This window comes from Stenotrophomonas maltophilia group sp. Smal32, from assembly GCF_030237085.1.
GTDB classification, from domain to species: domain Bacteria; phylum Pseudomonadota; class Gammaproteobacteria; order Xanthomonadales; family Xanthomonadaceae; genus Stenotrophomonas; species Stenotrophomonas maltophilia_Q.
The window spans coordinates 23,282-40,784 of the sequence record NZ_JASJSI010000010.1 but is presented as its reverse complement, the minus strand read 5'-3'; the positions used below and the strand labels follow the sequence as shown (position 1 = coordinate 40,784).

The window sequence follows — 17,503 nt, the reverse complement described above, 5'->3', positions numbered from 1 at the left end:
TCCCTTCCGGCAAGCTAATGACCGTAGCAGAAGCGGCTGAGCAGAGCGCGTGCTCTGCCAAGACGATACGCAGAGCCATTGATGGCGGGCAACTCACCGCTGTGAGACTCGGACAAAGCGCCAAGTCGGATCGCATCCATAGAGAAGACTTAGAGACTTGGTGGAACCAATGCCGCCTGCGACCTGTAGCAGCTCCCAGAATATCTGTACGTGACATTCCCCCGCCACCGCTCGATACGGCGGAGGCGAGACTCGAGAAGAGGCTGGGAATCAGTGCCAAGGGCAAGACGGTCCCCCGCCGACGCTAAGCAAAGAGGGGCTGCAACGCCAGCAAGGTCCGGCAATCGCCCCCCGCCTGAAAGGGGGATCAGATTCGAGCTCGGGACAATAGGTCTCTACCTGCCCTGACCCACGCCTTCATGGGATCCCTCGCCCTGAGCTTGGTCTCCTTCGGCGGCAGGCGCGGCTGCTCGGTGACTATTCCTAAGAGACGATGGTCAACACCAGCGCCACGATCAGCGCTGAAGTCAACAGGAATGACGCTAGTACGAAGCCAAATGCCCGTAGATGCCCCCCTTCATTCAGCGCGACGAAAGTCTTCGTCCGAGCCCACAAGTACCAGGCTACGGCTGCAAGACCGATCAACGGCCCCAGCGGATTCAAAGGCCCCGTCTCCGTCGAGGTCACTGCCTGCGAAATTGCGAGCAAGATCACGAAGGGACAGGCGATAAAAGCCTGGATGGAAAAAGGTTCCCTCAGGGTCTCTCGATTCACCGGGAGGCACTGCCTCCGAAGGGTGCTCAGCGCCGCACCAAGCGCATAAATGCAGAAGATGGCGGACCTGGTCAGCAGCAGCCCCTCCTCGCTGCCAAAGAGCAGCTTGCCGACAGGGCCGGAGACCACCAGCGGGGCCATCCGCATTGCCATCTCGATGGCATGGGCTATCGCCACAGACAGGATCAGCATGAGAACCGGACTGATCGCATCCGCAAAGCGCTGCTCCTGATCCTTCGCGAACTCCCGGCGGGTGTACTGAGCAACCTCACCTGGTCGAACCAGCACGCGCCAAAGCGTTCGCGGATAGAACACGAGCCAACCTACAAGCTCGTACAGAAATTCCTCAAGCGATCGAAGAAGTCGTATCAAGTCCATTGGATCGAGTAGGCCGCCGGTGGTATGCCCGAGGTTACAGGTGAAGCGGGCACAGCAGATCAAAGGGGCGCATCTCACCTGGCTTATCGGGAGAGCGGCTCCCTCCCCGCCCTTGCTCATGCTTTCATCGGGCCCTTCGCCATGGGCTTAGCGACCGGCGGCCTGCGCGGCTCCAGCGCCTCCTTGATCCGCGCCAGTTCCACAGCTCCGGCCTCGGCTAGGCGCCGGGCCTGTTGCTGCTGCTCGCGGGTCGGCGGCAGGCCGGGCAGTGGCGGCAGAGGCTGGATCGGGGTGCCGTCGGTCAGCCGGGCGACCGCCTGGCGCAGTGGCAGATCGGGGTAGAGCCTGGCCGCGCACCAGCGCTCAGCGTAGCGCATGCCCTGCCTGATGCTGGCCGCGAGCACATCCTTGGTCTGCCACATCTTCCGGGCGTCCAGGTGTACTCGAACGCCCTGCTCCCTCGCTGGGGAAACGCTGGCGATCTGCCGGCCGCTCCACCACAGCACCCAGCTGTCCCCCATCTGGACCCAGCCAGAGGGGATCGGGGTGGTGCTGAAGCCTTGGTAGCCGTGCGAGGGGAGCATGGCAGAGAGGATAGGACTGGGCGTCGCAAATCCTGCGAACGCACCAGCGACCTACCTGAACCGTCCTGCATTGGTAGATTCGCGATGCATCCGGATTGGCTGCCAGGGCGTATCTGGGGTGTCTGCGCACCGCAGGCAACCTATCGAGGAACGCACAGTGAACCCTCTTAAGCGCATTGCCGCCGCAGTGAGTCTCGCCGTACTTGTTTCAGCAGCTTCGTCCAGCTTCGCCGCCAGCCCAGTCATGGTCGGTGGGGCGGAGATGTATCCGACCAAGACGATCGTCGAGAACGCCATCAACTCCAAGGACCACACCACATTGGTCGCAGCGGTCAAGGCAGCAGGCCTGGTCGACACCCTCAATGGGGCCGGTCCCTTCACCGTTTTCGCCCCCACCAACGCAGCCTTCGACAAGCTGCCGGCGGGTACTGTGGATACCCTAGTAAAGCCTGAGAACAAGGCTCAGCTGACCAAGATCCTGACCTACCATGTAGTTCCTGGCAACTACAGCTCCGTCCAGCTTATGGCGGACGCCAAGAAGCATGGCGGAAAGGCCACTCTCAAGACGGTTCAGGGCGAGCCGCTCACCGTAGCGCTTCGTGATGGGAAGCTTTGGGTGGTCGACGCCAAGGGAGGCAAGGCTGGAATCAGCATCGCCGACGTTGGCCAGTCGAATGGCGTCATCCATGTGATCGACACCGTCTTGATGCCGAAGTGACCCAGCGCGGGCCGTAGGCACCTCAGGGTGCCTACGCTTGCGAGGCCGGCGAGGGATCTGGCATAAACAATCTGTCAAATCCAATTTCTTAACTGTTCATGCTGTATGGTTGACGCATCAGGCTCCTCTCAGGCGCGAAATTCTTCGCCCCCGTGTCTAGCCCCTTACAGGCACGACACATGACACCCTCAACTGCTTTCCGGGTCCTTCGGATCCGCCCTGTGCTGCGCCTCAACGGAATGATCGAGCGAGTAGAGACTCTGCAGGTTAAGTGCGGCGCATGTGGGGACGAATCGCGACGGTCGCGAGGGTATGGGCTTGCCGATGTAGAGGGGGGTGTAAAGCTCACCTGTCCAGGCTGCGGGGTGACGGGAATACTGACCGGCGACCAAGCTTGGATTCTCTGGGCCGAGCAGATGAGGCAGGACAGAATCTTGGCGCTAGCAGGGGTGGAGCCGGACGACCTAAATCGGCCCTAGGTCCTGAATCACCGCCTGCCCTTCACGGAGCACGGCGGCCAGAAGGCGCCCACCCGCCACCTGCCTCCCTACCTGTTTGTTGAGCCAGGTCGCTTGGATCCTGCCGGCCGCGAGGACGTCGGCTGGAGCGAAGCTATCCGGCCTGCCCGCCAGCGGATCGCCAGGAGAAGCTAAGCCACCGTCCAACGGGTGCACTACGGTGGCTCTGGAGCTATCGCTCTTTGCGTAAGCGGTGGCCACCATTCGACCGCTCTGGGGCGACCAGCCGCCCAGCACAAATTCAGCACCAAGCTTCTCGATTGGCAAGCGCGCCTCGGCTGCCGCTCTTATGTAGTTTGGCCACAGCTGGTCCACTACCAGACCCAACTCAGCGGACAGCCGTTCCATAGTGAAGTCGGCGCGGAAGCTCGCCTGCAGCGCCAGCTCGTAGATCCTAAGGAAGAACTGAGTGGAGCCACGAGTAGCCAGCACAAGGTTGTGCTGAGGAATCAGTAGCAGCTTTGCTCCGGAGGAATGGACCCCGGTTCTCGCGTCCTCCGCGAGGGTGTCAACCGCAACAAGGAACTGGTCTGGCCGCAGCAGAACGTTGAGGATGCTCATAGCGGACTCGTCTAGAGTTCCTCAGACTATCACCTGCCCCGCCCAGCCTGTCGAGACTGCCATGACCACCCAATTCACGGAAATCCTTGATCGCCTCCAAGCCTGCGAGGCCGGTCTCGAGATGCATCGCGGCTACCTCAAGGCGATGGAGTATGCGGTGCGGCTTTCCGTACTGACCCATCCTGCTCAGGATCAACTTTCCGAGGCATGGCTTCAACTACTACCCGGCATCGTCTCGAAGCACAAAGAGGACGCGAGCGATCTTTTCGCTGCGGCCTTCCAACAGGCATTGACCGTACTCACCGAACAAATCGGGGATAAGCATCAGGGAGATCAGGCAGCCAGGGCGTAAGGCCCAACCAAGGCAGCTAGGAGACCCATGGCCGTCGGGTTGGCGTACTCGGCATCTCCGCGCTGATTGAATCGGGTCCAGTCGGCGTGGGCCAAGCGCTTCAGCTCTCCCGGTTCTACCGGAAGCCACTTCATTGGCCAGAAGGGCAGGCGGCGCTGACCAACGCTGCCCCGCTGTAACTCCACGATGCCGTTATGGCTGCTGGCGCCAAGCACGCGGGAATAAGCCACAGACAATCCATCCTCCGGCCCCTCCATGTATTGGAGGAAGCGTTCGCCATCGAAGAGAAGCACCCCCGTAACTCCAGCGTTACGGTTGAACCGGGCCGCGTCGTCCACAATCAGATCAAGCTTTCCGTTGACCAGGCCCAGCTTATCGCCGGAGATTTCCTCGCCGGCACTGCTCACGTATACAACGGCCCTGATGGGCATGGCGCCACTCCTTGATGAGAAGCAACCGTAGCAGCCGGTGCCAAACGAGAGAGTGAGGAATCAACGCTTTGTGATGAATCGTTCATGGCGGTCTCACAGTGAACAGGGAAAGCTCTCACTTCGCCCATGCGGTAGACCGTGCAGCATGTTAGCTACTTTTGAGCTTGCGGCAATGCCTGATACAGGACTGTTCTACGTAGTTGATGTTGAATCGGTGCTCGATGAACAGGGAAGAATCGCCTACGTCTCGAGCTTAGCGGTACGTTGCGCCCGCTGCAGTACGATTACTAGCTCTACAAGAGCCGAACTGGAAGCGTTGCCTGGTGGCACTGTGCTCACTTGCGGAAAGTGCGGGGCCAGGCAGATGGTCAGCAATGCCCGTTTGGTGGAGTGTGAGCACATTCTGGGCGATGGTCGTTCAGCACCAAGCGTAGACTAAGCAGAGCCAAAGCTGCATTGCCGTTGAAATCGTTTCGAAAAACGATGAGCAATGCTAGGCGAATGTCCGTTCAGTCGGAAGATGCCTCCTGCTTGGATGAAGCTTGCCTCGCATAGCGAAGGACCGTTTCTTCGTCTTGGAGGGCGATTTTTATTGAAGAAAGCCATCTCCCCGCTGCACCACGATTCTCAATCAAAATTGCAAGGTCATCACAAAGACAATTGGCACACAGATAGCCACCAGGACTTGGCCTCCGGCACCTCTTACACGGCAGCAAAGTAGTCTCTGACGGGCTACGGAGCTGATAGGCAATCCGCACCATCAAAGCCTCTGCATCCGTGCCCCTATCTCTCAACCTATCCACGGATCACCGCTCCTTCCACAGAAAAGGGGCAGCGCAAGCCTGCGCCACCCTCTCTCAACTACTCGCAGTCGATCTTACTTATTCGACTTATGAGCCCCGCCTTCATTGGCGTTGCGCTCTTTGGACTCCTTGTCCTGGCGTTCCTGCTCCTGTTGCTGTTGCTTCTGCTTCCCTGCATCCGGCTCCGCCACAGCCGGCTTGTTGGTATTGGATGCATCACGTTTGAAGTCATTCATAACATTGCTCCATCGCGGTGGACTCACCGCATCAGAAGCATGCACGTCCCCCTGTTAGCTGCAGGTCGCTTTGCAAGAGAAGACTGAATCGGGCACATGAATGAGCCCATTCGACCAACAGGCGTACAGTCACCTCGGTACATTCGAGGAAAATGCCATGAACAGGGATAGGAGTTATGTTGATGTGGAACAAGAAATTATCCACTGGCGCGCTAAGTTCGGGACTGGCGAATTCCCAGGCGCCAGTTTCGGGCTAGATATCCAGCCGATCATCAAGATTGCATGTGATATCTACATAAGAGATCCCCACGGAAGCCGCGAAGCTTGGGCTGACGACTTGATTCAAAGGCTAGAGATGCGTTCTGGCCGTACAGGCAATGAGGCCGCTGCAAGACGCCTTGGGTCTCGATGCTGGGACCATCTCCTCTCCTGATGCCCCCTATTTTGCTGACAACCAACCTCTCAAGCAGTCGCGCTGCACGGCCATCTAGATAGCCACACACCCAACCACCTGCAGACAAATGGAACGAAGATGGACGGCGCATCTATACGCCATCCATTCCAGCTTCACACCAGTCGTTCTCACTTACCCTTGCAAGACTTCAGCACTCCAAACTTGCTCCACTAGATTCGCGCGCGACTCTCACTGAACATCTTGAGCTGGATTCGCTGCTCGCAGGAACGCAGCCTCCATGGAACGATCACTTCTGCGTCGAGCATGTACCCGTATCGCTTGAAGCCTTTCACTCCGATACTTGACCCGTATCCATATCGCTCGCAGCCCTTCAAATTGGTGCTGGATGCGTACCTGTAGCCCTCGACGTCGTTCATACATAAATCACTCCATCGCGATGAATTCACCGCATGACGATGGTGCGCGCTGTCCCGTTACTACCCTGCGATACGACACGAGAAGAATGAACGGGAGGCGTAGCAAGCCGCCAACAATGCTTGAGCTGCCACGTCAGCCGCGCGGTCAGCACGCCGCGGAACAACCTAGAGGATCTGCTGCAGCAGGTCGCTTGGACAACTATGCCCGGGCTTTCCGTATCCAGCAGCAGCTCCGCCTTCTCCGGCCAGGCCACCCTCCGGCCATGTGTGGTCGATTCGTCCTGCAGCATGCGCTCGCACTGCTCACAGATCAGATTGGGGCGCCGAACTAGGTCGATGCCTCCACTTCCGCCCAGCGCACGTCGCTGCTTGGCAAGTGCAGCAGAACCCCACTGCACAGCTAGCAAGGCAGACAGAGGACGCGAACCAATCTGAAACACAATGCGAACGCATCCCCAAAGCATGACGAACGCATTGGAAGTCAGTCGAGCAGTTGCTCGAGGCGGCTGCCCCAAACAGAGGGCGTTCGCCCTAACGTCACAGGCGACGTCACTGTGACGTAACGGTGCAGAAGGGTTCGAGAACCACTCTTCAGCTGCTCCGTATGCGCAATCGTCCTCGGGTCTTACGACGCTGGCAAGCTCGCTGACCGTATCGGTTAGTCTCTCGCCACTTCAATACCTCCCCGGCTACCCATGTGGCCGGGCGCATGGTCAGGCGTACCGGGAAGTCCGGGCGACACGCCACCGTCTCTAGGACGGATCGAGGCGTCAGCCCCAGAAGTTCCCCCACAGCAGCCGCGTTTATCGCTCTGAGCTCAAATGGCACCGAGCTATCGTGTTCGTTCATGGCTACATCCGTTTACAACTGCTGGACCGATCAGCCTAGCCAGGGCCGCCGCTCCCGTCATCTATTGCCAATTAGGACTCGAACACCCTGTACCGCAACCCATTTGAGATCACGGGCGTAGTCAACGACTGGGGGACAGATGACCTGCGCACAGTGCTCACTCGCCTGTCGCCAGGGACCGCTCCGGCGCCGTGCCCTCAGCTGAAAAAGCCACGCTGTACAACTTGCGGAGTCGGCCCAGTTACCTTAGTTGCGCTCTACGCGCCCTTGCCCAGACCTTCATCGGACCCTGCACCAGAACTCGGTCGCCGACTGCATCGAGGGTATATTTCATCCCATGTCCAATCGACAGCCAAACTCGTCCCGCTACGAACTCAAGGCGGCGCAGCATCTGATCGAAAGCCAGCGCAAGCTGACTCCGAGAGTCACTAACATGCTCCTCCGTCTTCTGACCATGGCTGGAACTGCGCCGCCAAAAGCGCAAGAGCAAATGGGCCAGGGTATCGGAAGACGGCTGACAACCATGCTTGAGGCGACCAACGCGGTCTTCTCTCTCATCCCGCCAAGCAACACCAGAGTGACGCGAGATGCTTTGAAGAATGCCACCATAAATCTCCAAGCCTTCCTCATCCATACCGTAGGCATCATGGACAACATGGCCTGGGCCTACGTCTACTGGCACGGGATAGAACAGGAAATCTATCGGAACGATGTTGACCTCTTCAAAACCAAGATGCAGGAGAGGCTCCCGATCAGCCTGACCAACCATCTAAACAGCCCAAACCTGACTTCGTGGCGAGACACCTATCTAAAGCCATACAGAGACTCTTTAGCGCATCGGATTCCGCCGTATATCCCGGAAACCCACACACCCGAAGAAGCACGCAAGTTACAAGATCTAGAGCGCCGCATTCAAACCGCTTCAGAAGCGGCTGATTGGGATGGTGCGCTTATGCTTCAGGAAGAAATGGGTGCCATCCAGGGGCATGGCTACCTAATGGTCTCCTCATTCGCGCCCAGCACCGGGCCGGTATTGCTCCACCCCCAGATGCTTGCCGATTTCGAGACCATCTTCGATGTGCTGGGGGAGTTTGTCCTGGCTATAGCTACTCCGCCTCAACCACGCAGAGCCCAACCGTAAGGCACCCCGAATCCTTATCCCAGCCTTCTCAACCCTTCAATTTCCATAACGAGTGCCTCAAATGCTGGTTGAAGCCGAGAACTACTTCGCTTTGATAGTCGAACCAACCTGCGCCGAATACTTCGAGCGACCGTGGGATTTCCGCCGAGGGATCTTGTCCCTGATCGTGACCTCTCACATGGTCGATTACTGGGTGATGGACAACTACGCGGGAAGCCAATCCAAGAAGGCGATGGGCGACGCAGTGAGCCACGGCCGCTTAGCCCTGACAGGTCTTCACCCAGACTTGCAGCTACTCGCCGACGCAGCTGATGCAGCCAAGCATGGAAGGCTCGCATCGCTTCAGAATAGGACCCGGCAGATCAGCGGAGCCGATCAACTACAATCGACCCCTGGCATCTTTAACGCTCCCTTCGGCCAAGGTGTGTTTGCCGAGGCGATGGAAATCTACTTCGATAGCCCCGAAGGTCGACGCGTGAGCATCCGGAGACTCCTAACGCAGACCTTGGACTTCTGGCGCGGCCAGTTGGGAATTCAATCCAAGGCCCAGCCAAGTGCTCCAGGTCAGGAAATCCCTGACTAGATGACGCAGGGGTCCTCCGCGAACGTAGCTCCATCAATTGGAGCGCACATGAGCAACTCGATGTAGAACGTGAATTCGTTGGGACTTGGCACCGTGGTGATGCTTGCTCTTGCCCTGCCTGCCGGCGGGGTCGCTCTGGCTTCCCACCTCGCGGTCTTCGAAGCGCGTGCCTGCACCGGATTGTCCCAGCTGCAGGAAGGGTCTCACGAATTCGAGCAGAGGCTTGCACAGTGCATGCGGGATGGCCGGACTCTTCCGGTTAAGTAGGCCGGAGATGACTACCGCTTTCCGGTAGCCTCCCCTCACTCAGCGCACACCCTTTCGGCCAAGCCGCACAGCGCAGAGGTCGATCACGTTGAGAGACGGCAAGCAGCGTGGCCGCTCTCCACATCGAATCAAGGATCCTCCTGCCCGAGCCACTCAACTAAGTCCAACCCCGCCCATCGCTTCGCATGAGACGCCTCAGCCACGTCTACTGATCTTCTATATTGCTTAGGAAGAGGTGAAGCCAAGGGCTTAATTCTTGGCGGCAACCGTCCAAGCTTTGAGGGAACAATGCGCAGAGGGAAAAGGCCGGGGGAAATCGCAACCACTCGCCCGTCCCGACCATACACAGCATTACTGTCGTGGACTCCTAGCCAACGGCACTCGGAGAAAGAGTAGAGATCATCTCCATCAGGGAAAGCTAGCGGCTGAAACTCTGCGTCGAATACATACCCGTCGAGCATCCACCCGAAATGACTGCCATCGGGCCCGAACAACGTCACAACCATGTCTGCGCTCTCCCATTGATCGGACAGGATCATCTTACCGCGAGTACTGACGCCCCAGTGACATCACTGTAAGGCCGACGCCTATGCCTATCCGAAGATTTCGGCGACGCCTGCGGGACCGCTAGAAAGCTTCCGTCTTAAGGTTTTGCGTCATCTAAGCGACCAACAATCGAGGACAGCATGTACTTCGTGTCGTTCCGGTTGAACGCCGAGCGGGTTGTGAGCGATTCGATCATCACGCCGTAAGAGGCCTCCTGCCCAACGACCACGCCGGACTGTTGCCGTAACACATCGGGGCCCACGTACCCTCTGTATGACACCTCTCGAAGCTCATCAAAAAACTCAAACCGCTCTTCCGTTTCACTAAACGTCTGGAAGAAGCCCGAGGCAATGACCGTTTCATGTATGACTTCCAGTGAATCGCTATCACGAAGCAGGCGACTTGCCTTTGAGGGACTTAGAAACAGCACATCCGCTGAGGTTTCATAGAGCAAGTCCACCTGCTGCTTTTCGACACTTACAAGAAGCTCCTTGAACCGCTTCATGACTCTTGCAGCAGCCTCAGTCGTCAAATCAAAGCTAGCGCTTGAGGGCTCTTCGAACGAGCGCAACAATTTCACCATCGCATCAGAAATGGAATGATGGAATATTTCATCCATTGGCTTAACGTCAATCTCAAGTGACCCAGGGCTCGCGGCGGCGAAGCCTAAGGCAGCATGCTCCTGGACATATGCAGGCAATCGGCCAAGGCTGTTACCAGCCCCTCCTTCAACATACTGCCCCAATGCAGTCCAGAAGCGCTGATAGCAGCTCAGAATCGACGCGACGATCCGGAAAGGGACCGCCTCCCGTGGATCCTTAAGCGCTGCCATCGAAAGTTTGGCGGATGCCGTGTTTATAGACCTTTTTGGAAGCGCTTGTTCCAATACGAATCGTGCGGACTTTGGCATCGGAATCTGACGTGAAGGAAGCGCGTCAACAGGCACCTCGCTTACATCACAAATCCAGCTGGACATCAGCTCAAAGTAGCCTTCTACATCGCACACGAGAAGATCGGGCTTATCAAACGCGTCCCGCAGCAGAGCGCTGCCGCTCGCAAGTCCACGAAGCTCCACGCCCGATACCTTGGTAAAGACCCAGCGAACAACACTTCCGTCCTCGACCTCGTCCGAAGCCACGCCTAGCCGGCGCTCGCCCTTGTGACGCACGAGCACCATTTGGGGGCCGTCATAGTTAAGCAGCTCAATTACGTCTGCGAAAGGCAGATCGATTGGCAACACAGACTGCCCGAGCACCCATCCCTGTCTCATGAGCGCACCAGTAAGAATTTTGAAGGGGCTAGCTGGAGTGACTGTTGAAATAGCCACATCGTGTGGTGCAAGGGGTTCTTAGTAGTTTGCTTAAAGACCCCATCCGACGGAGCAAAATCCGCGTAAGCACGGAGTCTGGACTGGAGATTCGGGACGGCTTCTTGCAGCTCTACCAAGTAGACTTCCGTCAAGCCACACGAAAGGCCAGATCGCAAGCATTCATCTTGGCCCTCGTACAGCCCTTTTTCTTTCGCAGACTCAAGGTCTTTGGCCTTCGCCGGAACACTGCGAGTGAGCATGTAGACCCTGCCGTTCAGTGGTAGAGCATCCGCAGGAGGGCATTGAGCCGGAAGGTGGCCGGGCCACGGCTTCGGAGGCGGATAACTGCTGTTCATAGCTCTTCTTGACCGTCCATGGGCACTTTCTCGTCTCCGGCGACTTTGAGCTATGCATCGGCCGAACGCAACCAAGCTAATACCATGGCGGAAGATATCTGGCTGGTGACAGTTGCCTTCCAGCCTAAGCACTTGAAATAAAAGGAGATCTGTCGCCAGTCCTTCAGTCCTGCATCTAGCTGACGCAGTTCTAGCGCGCGATCTCGAGTGAGTGAATCCACAAAACGACGTCGGAATGGCCTAGTTGATCGGATCCGCCCTGTGCCGGTAGTGGCTATCGACCATGACCACGGCGGACCGCCCTACGAAGGCCACGACCAGGCCACAGGCACACGCCTCACCGACCTCCCCAGGGCACCCGTCCTCATGCAGGAGATAGTGCCAGTTGATCTTGCCGATCAGGTCCTTGGCCAGGCCGGCTCGGGTGATCAGGTCTACGTAGTCCACCTCCCCCTCTGCCGAAAGGATCTGGGGGGCATCACAAAGCAACATGGAACCGCTCCTGTTAGGGACTCCAAAAACTGGACGTAGGCCTACCTAGGCCGTTCCGCTCGCATCGCGCGCACGCGTAAAGGCGTCGGAAAACTCCGAAGACCCGGCCGGCCCCGCGCGTGTGCGTACTGGTCTCGAAACTCCGGGGTCGCGGTCGGCGGGCTCGCCCGCGTAGAGGTGTCCATTAATTCCAGCGCCCTCGCCGATGGACCGATCCCGACCAGATAACTCATTGATTTCCAAGCGCTACACAAAACTGTGCCGCGTGAGGACTCCTGCGTCAGCACCTGACTTCCCGGAGCACAGCGGCCAGCTGACGGAGCGCCTTCCGCTCCCCGCCCTTCCAAGCGTTCCTAGCCGCCTTGGCCTTTCCTTCGACGCTTCGCGGGCCGGTCGCCTGCTCCCACGGTCGCCAGTCCTGGATTGCCTGCGCCTGCCGCCGGCGCCGCTCTGGGGTCCAGCCATTGCGCATCTGAGATCTCCTCCAATAGTTCGTTCCGCCGACTTTTTGTTCCCGCGCGCCCGGTCTCTTCCGGGACCGGCCCGGGACTTTCCGGGGCAAGGTTGTTCACCTGCTGGTGGCCACCGGCAATATTGGCCTGCTTCACGAATGCCACCGCTCTCGGGTTCTTGATCTCGGCCAGGGTCTCTAGGGTCGTCCGGCACTGGGACTGCGCCTTCAGGGCCAACCGCATGTAGGTCTCCATGGCGCCCATGTGCTCCCCCATGTTGAGGGCCGCTCGACGGCTCATCTCCAGGAAGACCGCATTCAGGGCAATGGCTTGACTGGTCAGCAGCCTATCGGCTTGGTCGGTCTCGCCCTTGGCGGCACGCCCTACAGCCGCCCGGGTCGACTTCACCAGCTCGTTCAGCTCGTTCCCGCCGGCCACCCCGGAGTGCTGCGCAAACAGCAGGCTGACGAAGGCGTTGCTGGCAATGCCCTCAGCAATCAACCCGGCCGACTTCTCCTCCAGGGTCTGCCCCTTCTCCAGCGGCACATCGAGCTTCGCCGCGCGCTGGCTGGCGTCCTCGGCGGGTTGGTTCTCTTTCCTCATGAGGTTCAATTCCTCTATGCAGGGGGGGCGCCCTGCTGGTGCTACGATTTGGCGACTCAAGGAGGGGGCTATGGACACCAGATGCCTGCGGAGACTCACTACTCCCGCTCTGACGGCTGCCTCCCTAGCTCTGCTATTCGCCCTCACAGGCTGCGAGCGAGACTCCTGCAAGGAATACTCCCGATTCACCTGCAAGCAACTTGAAACCAAGCCCTTCAACGTCTACTACTACGAAGGCACAAAGACCTCTTCTGAGCCGAATGAGGTCTTCCTTGGCACGGCTATTGGCCTTCAGCAGTGCGGGACCGTCGCTTGGAATGCCGCACAGACAAGAAGGAAGGACAGCGCAGAGGATTGGTCTTATGTCTGCTGCCTTCAGACTGAAGAATCGTCATGCGCAGAGAAGCATCGATGAACCAAAACCACCTACCCGATGGAGTGACCCGATGAGCAGTGACAAGGTAGACCTGTCCAATGTTGGCGGACGGCCTAAGGATTGGATGCAGCGGGAGCATGAGAAGGAAGTCGCATCAAGCTCAACTGATGGGTGGAAGGTATTCCTATCAGTTGGAGCGATCATTGCCTTGTTCGTCTTCGCTACCTGGATGCTGGTCTCTGTCATTTTTGGCCCGTTCCACTAGGGCTTTTGCGATCTCTTCCAGTTCGGGATCGTTCGCGGCCGCTGCCTGTTTCTGCAGGAGGATCGCCTGTGGCACTGCCGCCCCCCGCGGCATGTTGGTTTGTGAGGCAAGCCACCTCACGGCGATTGGGCTGGTGAGTGCGCGAGCAGTCGCATTTGCTCCAACTCCACCCGCTGCCACGCCCGCTGCAGTCCTGAAATGGCCACTGCCCAAAGCATTGAGAAGGCCAACCCAGTAAGCGATCGCGGTGACCTTGTCCCCGCTTCCAGATGGGTTCGCATAGACCTTTGCGCCCTCTTTGATGTTGTGCGCAACCCTGGCCACCTGGTTCATCGACTCCCTGAAGTTCTTGCCATAGCGACCGAACAGCACCGTCTTGGCCTCCTCGCTCAGGTCATTCCAGTTACGCATGAAAGTGGACGAACTGAAAACGTCGCCATCTACGTTCTGGTTCCCCGGAGTGGCTAGCCCCAAGCGCTTGATCACAGCTGCAGATACGGCCTTCTGCTCATTCTGCGGTAGCGAGTACATCACGGCACGGAGCGTGGTTGCACCGTCCCTGGTGCCCGAAGTAGCTGCCTGGTAGACCTTCTCCGGGCCCCCATGCTTGTTCAGAATGCGCTGAACCAGATCATTCCTTTCAGCGACGTTCCGGGTGTAGTTGTTAGCACGTGCTGCGGCCCGCACTGCTGCCGGTCCACTGTTCTGCGCAGCCGCAAGCATGTCCTCCGACAGGGCCCCATAGACCTTCTGGAGCTCCTGCAGATCAGTGCTAGGGTTCAGGGGCGACGAGCGCCCGATCTGCTCACCGATGTCGGTGCGGATGCGCTTGAGCGCCTCATACGTCAGGTTTCCGCCATTCGCCTGGAGATCCGCTTCGAGGTTGTTCCGAAGCCTAGACATGCTGGGCTGGATCAAATCCCCGGTTGTTGCCCGTGCACCCGGGTTGGGAGTGGTGAGCCGCTGAAGAACGCGTTGCGTGTTGACCATGGGAGTCGGCGCGGTTCCAGGGATCTGCTGATCGACCGCCCAGTACAACGCGCGTTTCACCGCGTTTGTGTCGCCCTTAAAGGCATTCATGCCTCTCTCAATTGCGAGACCAGCGTTCTCCGAACCCGGATTTGGCGAAAGGTTGGAAGCCTTTGCTTTAAGCCCTGCGCCGATCCGATCAGCCTGGTCCTCGGCAAATCGGCCGAGTACTCCACCACTCGTAGGACCCTTGGATAGCAGGCCCTCCATCCCCTGAACCCATCCCGGCCCCGCAGCCTGTCCAACGGAAGGCGTCGCACCAAGTGCCTGGAAGTCAGCAAGCGTGTTCTGCATGCCTTGGCCGGAGCGGCCCCGAACCGCACCGCGCAATGTAGCCGCGCCGCCAGCCGTCGCAACACCTGGGGCGAGTCCACCCGCAAGCCCGGCAAGGAGCTGATTGCGTTCAGATGCTCCTGATTCGCGCGCTACAGAGGATGCTCCAGATCCGGTAATGGAAGACACAGTCTGCAGACCAGGCTGGGTGGTCAGGAGGTCGGCAAGGCGATTCCTGACGGGAGCCACATATCCCGGGGTTCGTATTGCAGCGCTCCTTCCAAGATTGGCAAGTGCGTTGATCCCGACGCCAGCACCCATGGTGAGGCTAGTGCCCGCCAGTGCTTCAGCAACATCGCCCAAAACACGATCAGCGCCAGTCTGTGCCTTGGGTAGGCCGAGCCGATCTGCCAGAGCTGCAGCCTCTTCTCGGTACGGGCGCGACTCCTGCAGGCCCACAGCACGCGCCACTGGATTGGCGACATAGCTGTTGAACGCGTCGCCGCCAACTGCCCCTAGCAGACCGCCAGCACTCTGCAACGCCGAGCGAACGCCGAATGCGAAGTCACGCCCCCTGCCCGGCATCCACCCATCGGCTTGGCGACCATCTGCAGTACTGGAAACACTGGAGGTCACATTCGAGAAATCAGCCCGCTCAGGTCTTCCGCCAACAACTTCGAGCTCCATTGGAGCCTGTCCAGGCCAATTCACAGTGCGCGAGGTGTCACTGTCGAACGCCTGACGAACCTGAGCATGCTCAGCAGCAGGCACATGCGGAGCAACAACTTCGTTCCAGTATTGATTACGAGCCTCCTCCTGCTGCTCTGGCGCAAGGGCCTGGTAGGCAGGGGAAGCGGCCACGTCAACCCATTTCTTGGCCATTGGTCAGTTCCAGAGATTGCTGTAGTTGGAAGAAGATGGCGTTGATGAAGGAGCTGCGCCTCCGTAGTGCTGGCCAGCCCCTACAGCGGGCGCTGCGCTCTGAGCCCGCTCCTCGTCCGCCAAGGACTGTTCCACCGCGGACCTCCACTTCTTGTAGTGTGTCTTTACACGCTCAATGTTGTCTCTGATCTGAGCCTCAGACTGATTGGGATCGAGGTTGGCAATCGTTGATTGCAGCGCAACCAGCTCCTGTACCGCGATGGCGCCGAGCGCACCGCCCGTGGGCGACGAATCGCGCATCTGCTGCAGCCTGTCGAAGCCGAGGTTGGCCTTGATGGTTTCCAATTCTGCAGCCAGGTTGTAGGAGGGGCTCCCCTCAACGCCACGAGAGCGAGCGCCTACGAAGCCAGTCGAATATGGGCTTACTAGACCGAGCGCCTTGTCCAGCGACGTTTCCACGTTCCCGGCGGCAGTCAGAGCCTGCCTGTACTGCTGGATACGCTTCGGACGCTGTGCTGCGTCCTTAGCCTGTGCTTCCGCCGCTGCTGTTCCGGCTGCCTGAGTGATCGCCCCCTGAGTCTTCACATCCTGCAGCTGACGCTCCTGATTGAGCTTGTTCGGGAAGTTGGCGTTCTCCACATTCGTTGTAGCCTGCGCAGTACGCGCAGCCTGGTCTTCGGGACTGCGACCAACTGCAAGTGCAGGATTAATATTGTTGGACGCGCCACGGGGGAGCTGCAGGTGGATGTGATCGCCCTCATCGATGGCCTGATAGCCAAGCTGGCGCGCACGGGAGATGAATGCAGGCTTCTGGTTGGCCGGGACTGCATAGTCTGCTGCAGTGCCGTTGAGATGCTGGCTGTTGGGCTGACCTCCAACCTGGGCATTCCGTTCGGCAGAGCGCGCACCGCTGGTCATGGTCACAGACGGGAATTCAGTCGCCAATTGGCTGAATGCCGCGAAGTGATTGCCGTCTGCCGGAGTAGCTACAGGCTGCGGACCAGTCGGGGCTTGCGGAGCAGTGACCATCCCAGTAGTGCCGCCCAGCGGAACAAATTCCCCAGTGGACTCGTCGTACACCTCACGCGATCCCGTACGCGGGTTATTCCGGCCCATGCGCTTAAGACCGTCCGCTCCTTGGAATTCGAAGAATCCATAGCCAGCGTTGGAGGCTCGTCCTTTCAAGCCAAGCCGGATCTGGCGTGCCTCTTCCTTCTGTTCCGGCGACAGCCCTGTAGTCATCATTTCGAAGGAGCGAACATCGGTAGGCGTTTGACCGCTGATGTTTGGGGTGTTGTTCGCTACCGAGAGGACCTGCTCAACGATGGGCATCACCGTAGTGGCATCGAACTGGTCGGGGATCTCTGCGCCGAAGTTCCTTTTGAGGTAAGGAACTGCGCTGCGATAGATACCCGCCTGCATCTGAGGGCTGTTGGCGTACTGCTTCAGGGATTTCGCCAAACCAATCAGCTTCTCGTGCTGACGGCCTCCTTCAGTCTGATAGGCCTGCGCGGTCTTCGGATCAAGGGCGAACGCCCGATCGGTCGCGGGCAAATCTCCCGCGATGACCTTGGGTGCCAGCTGCTGCAACTCTGCCAGCATGTTGCGCTGCGTAACTGCCTTTTGGCGCTCAAGACCGTTCTGCATGCCTTGAGCAAAAGATTCATAGAAGGTGGCCATTAGATTCGGGAGCTCCGTCTGTAGTCGCTTGGCTGCGAGTGGGAAGGGGCGCCTGGCGCGCCTTCATCGGCAAAAAAAGAAGGCGGCAGCTCTCGGGGGCTGCCGCCTGGACCCGCCCTTGGGGGGACGTGGGGTCCTACTAGATAGGTCGGGATCTGGGTGTTTCTGACTCCCGCGTCCACCTAGGTCTAATGCCGTCCATTCACGAATGAAT

The 17,503-nt window shown here is 58.8% G+C and carries 16 protein-coding genes; 5 read left to right on the top strand and 11 right to left on the bottom strand.

Annotated features, from left to right (window positions below; all coding sequences use genetic code 11):
* Positions 1–17 precede the first annotated feature (17 nt).
* Positions 18–308 carry an excisionase family DNA-binding protein gene (locus QRO91_RS22560; protein WP_171956542.1) on the top strand — a complete coding sequence of 97 codons (291 nt, stop codon included), beginning with the start codon at positions 18–20 and terminating at the stop codon, positions 306–308.
* Between the two features lie 175 nt (positions 309–483).
* Here the strand turns inward: QRO91_RS22560 and QRO91_RS04205 are convergent, their stop codons facing one another.
* Positions 484–1,089 carry a hypothetical protein gene (locus QRO91_RS04205; RefSeq protein ID WP_285310290.1) on the bottom strand — a complete coding sequence of 202 codons (606 nt, stop codon included), beginning with the start codon at positions 1,087–1,089 and terminating at the stop codon, positions 484–486.
* Between the two features lie 179 nt (positions 1,090–1,268).
* Entirely contained in the window at positions 1,269–1,736 is a 468-nt protein-coding gene (locus QRO91_RS04200; protein ID WP_285310289.1) for a hypothetical protein, read from the bottom strand.
* Positions 1,737–1,893: 157 nt separating this feature from the next.
* Here QRO91_RS04200 and QRO91_RS04195 point away from each other — a divergent pair, with 157 nt between their 5' ends.
* Entirely contained in the window at positions 1,894–2,454 is a 561-nt protein-coding gene (locus QRO91_RS04195) for a fasciclin domain-containing protein (RefSeq protein WP_285310288.1), read from the top strand.
* Between the two features lie 464 nt (positions 2,455–2,918).
* Here the strand turns inward: QRO91_RS04195 and QRO91_RS04190 are convergent, their stop codons facing one another.
* A complete protein-coding gene (locus QRO91_RS04190) occupies positions 2,919–3,533 on the bottom strand; it encodes a hypothetical protein (RefSeq protein WP_285310287.1) in 615 nt (204 codons plus the stop codon).
* A gap of 61 nt (positions 3,534–3,594) precedes the next feature.
* On the opposite strand from QRO91_RS04190, the gene QRO91_RS04185 reads away from it, so the two are divergent.
* Positions 3,595–3,885 carry a hypothetical protein gene (locus tag QRO91_RS04185; protein WP_285310286.1) on the top strand — a complete coding sequence of 97 codons (291 nt, stop codon included), beginning with the start codon at positions 3,595–3,597 and terminating at the stop codon, positions 3,883–3,885.
* On the opposite strand, the gene QRO91_RS04180 is transcribed toward QRO91_RS04185, so the two are convergent.
* Positions 3,867–4,316, bottom strand: a complete 450-nt coding sequence (locus QRO91_RS04180) for a BLUF domain-containing protein (RefSeq protein WP_285310285.1) — start codon at positions 4,314–4,316, stop codon at positions 3,867–3,869. The genes QRO91_RS04185 and QRO91_RS04180 overlap by 19 nt on opposite strands.
* 877 nt (positions 4,317–5,193) lie before the next feature.
* On the bottom strand, positions 5,194–5,355 hold the full coding sequence (locus QRO91_RS04175; RefSeq protein WP_019658981.1) for a hypothetical protein: 162 nt from the start codon (positions 5,353–5,355) through the stop codon (positions 5,194–5,196).
* Between the two features lie 2,017 nt (positions 5,356–7,372).
* Between QRO91_RS04175 and QRO91_RS04170 the strand changes: the two genes are divergently transcribed.
* Together QRO91_RS04170 and QRO91_RS04165 are read left to right on the top strand one after the other, a co-directional pair.
* The gene (locus QRO91_RS04170) at positions 7,373–8,176 is read left to right on the top strand and encodes a hypothetical protein (protein WP_285310284.1); all 804 of its coding nucleotides are present in this window, start codon (positions 7,373–7,375) and stop codon (positions 8,174–8,176) included.
* A 61-nt stretch (positions 8,177–8,237) separates the two neighbouring features.
* Positions 8,238–8,759, top strand: a complete 522-nt coding sequence (locus tag QRO91_RS04165; protein WP_285310283.1) for a hypothetical protein — start codon at positions 8,238–8,240, stop codon at positions 8,757–8,759.
* Positions 8,760–9,154: 395 nt separating this feature from the next.
* Here QRO91_RS04165 and QRO91_RS22555 read toward each other — a convergent pair whose 3' ends face one another.
* The 6 genes from QRO91_RS22555 to QRO91_RS04140 all read right to left on the bottom strand — a co-directional run bounded on the left by QRO91_RS22555 (position 9,155) and on the right by QRO91_RS04140 (position 17,289).
* Positions 9,155–9,532 (bottom strand): 4-fold beta flower protein, encoded by a 378-nt coding sequence (locus tag QRO91_RS22555; protein WP_404830225.1) that lies wholly within the window; start codon positions 9,530–9,532, stop codon positions 9,155–9,157.
* Between the two features lie 137 nt (positions 9,533–9,669).
* Positions 9,670–10,842, bottom strand: coding sequence for a hypothetical protein (locus QRO91_RS04160; protein ID WP_285310282.1), 1,173 nt, complete (start codon positions 10,840–10,842; stop codon positions 9,670–9,672).
* Between the two features lie 635 nt (positions 10,843–11,477).
* Positions 11,478–11,729, bottom strand: coding sequence for a hypothetical protein (locus QRO91_RS04155; protein ID WP_285310281.1), 252 nt, complete (start codon positions 11,727–11,729; stop codon positions 11,478–11,480).
* A 353-nt stretch (positions 11,730–12,082) separates the two neighbouring features.
* The gene (locus tag QRO91_RS04150; RefSeq protein WP_051007173.1) at positions 12,083–12,784 is read right to left on the bottom strand and encodes a hypothetical protein; all 702 of its coding nucleotides are present in this window, start codon (positions 12,782–12,784) and stop codon (positions 12,083–12,085) included.
* A 563-nt stretch (positions 12,785–13,347) separates the two neighbouring features.
* The gene (locus tag QRO91_RS04145; RefSeq protein WP_285310280.1) at positions 13,348–15,609 is read right to left on the bottom strand and encodes a hypothetical protein; all 2,262 of its coding nucleotides are present in this window, start codon (positions 15,607–15,609) and stop codon (positions 13,348–13,350) included.
* Positions 15,610–15,612: 3 nt separating this feature from the next.
* Positions 15,613–17,289: a D-Ala-D-Ala carboxypeptidase family metallohydrolase gene (locus QRO91_RS04140; protein ID WP_285310279.1), complete on the bottom strand. Its 1,677-nt coding sequence runs from the start codon at positions 17,287–17,289 to the stop codon at positions 15,613–15,615.
* Between the last annotated feature and the right edge of the window lie 214 nt (positions 17,290–17,503).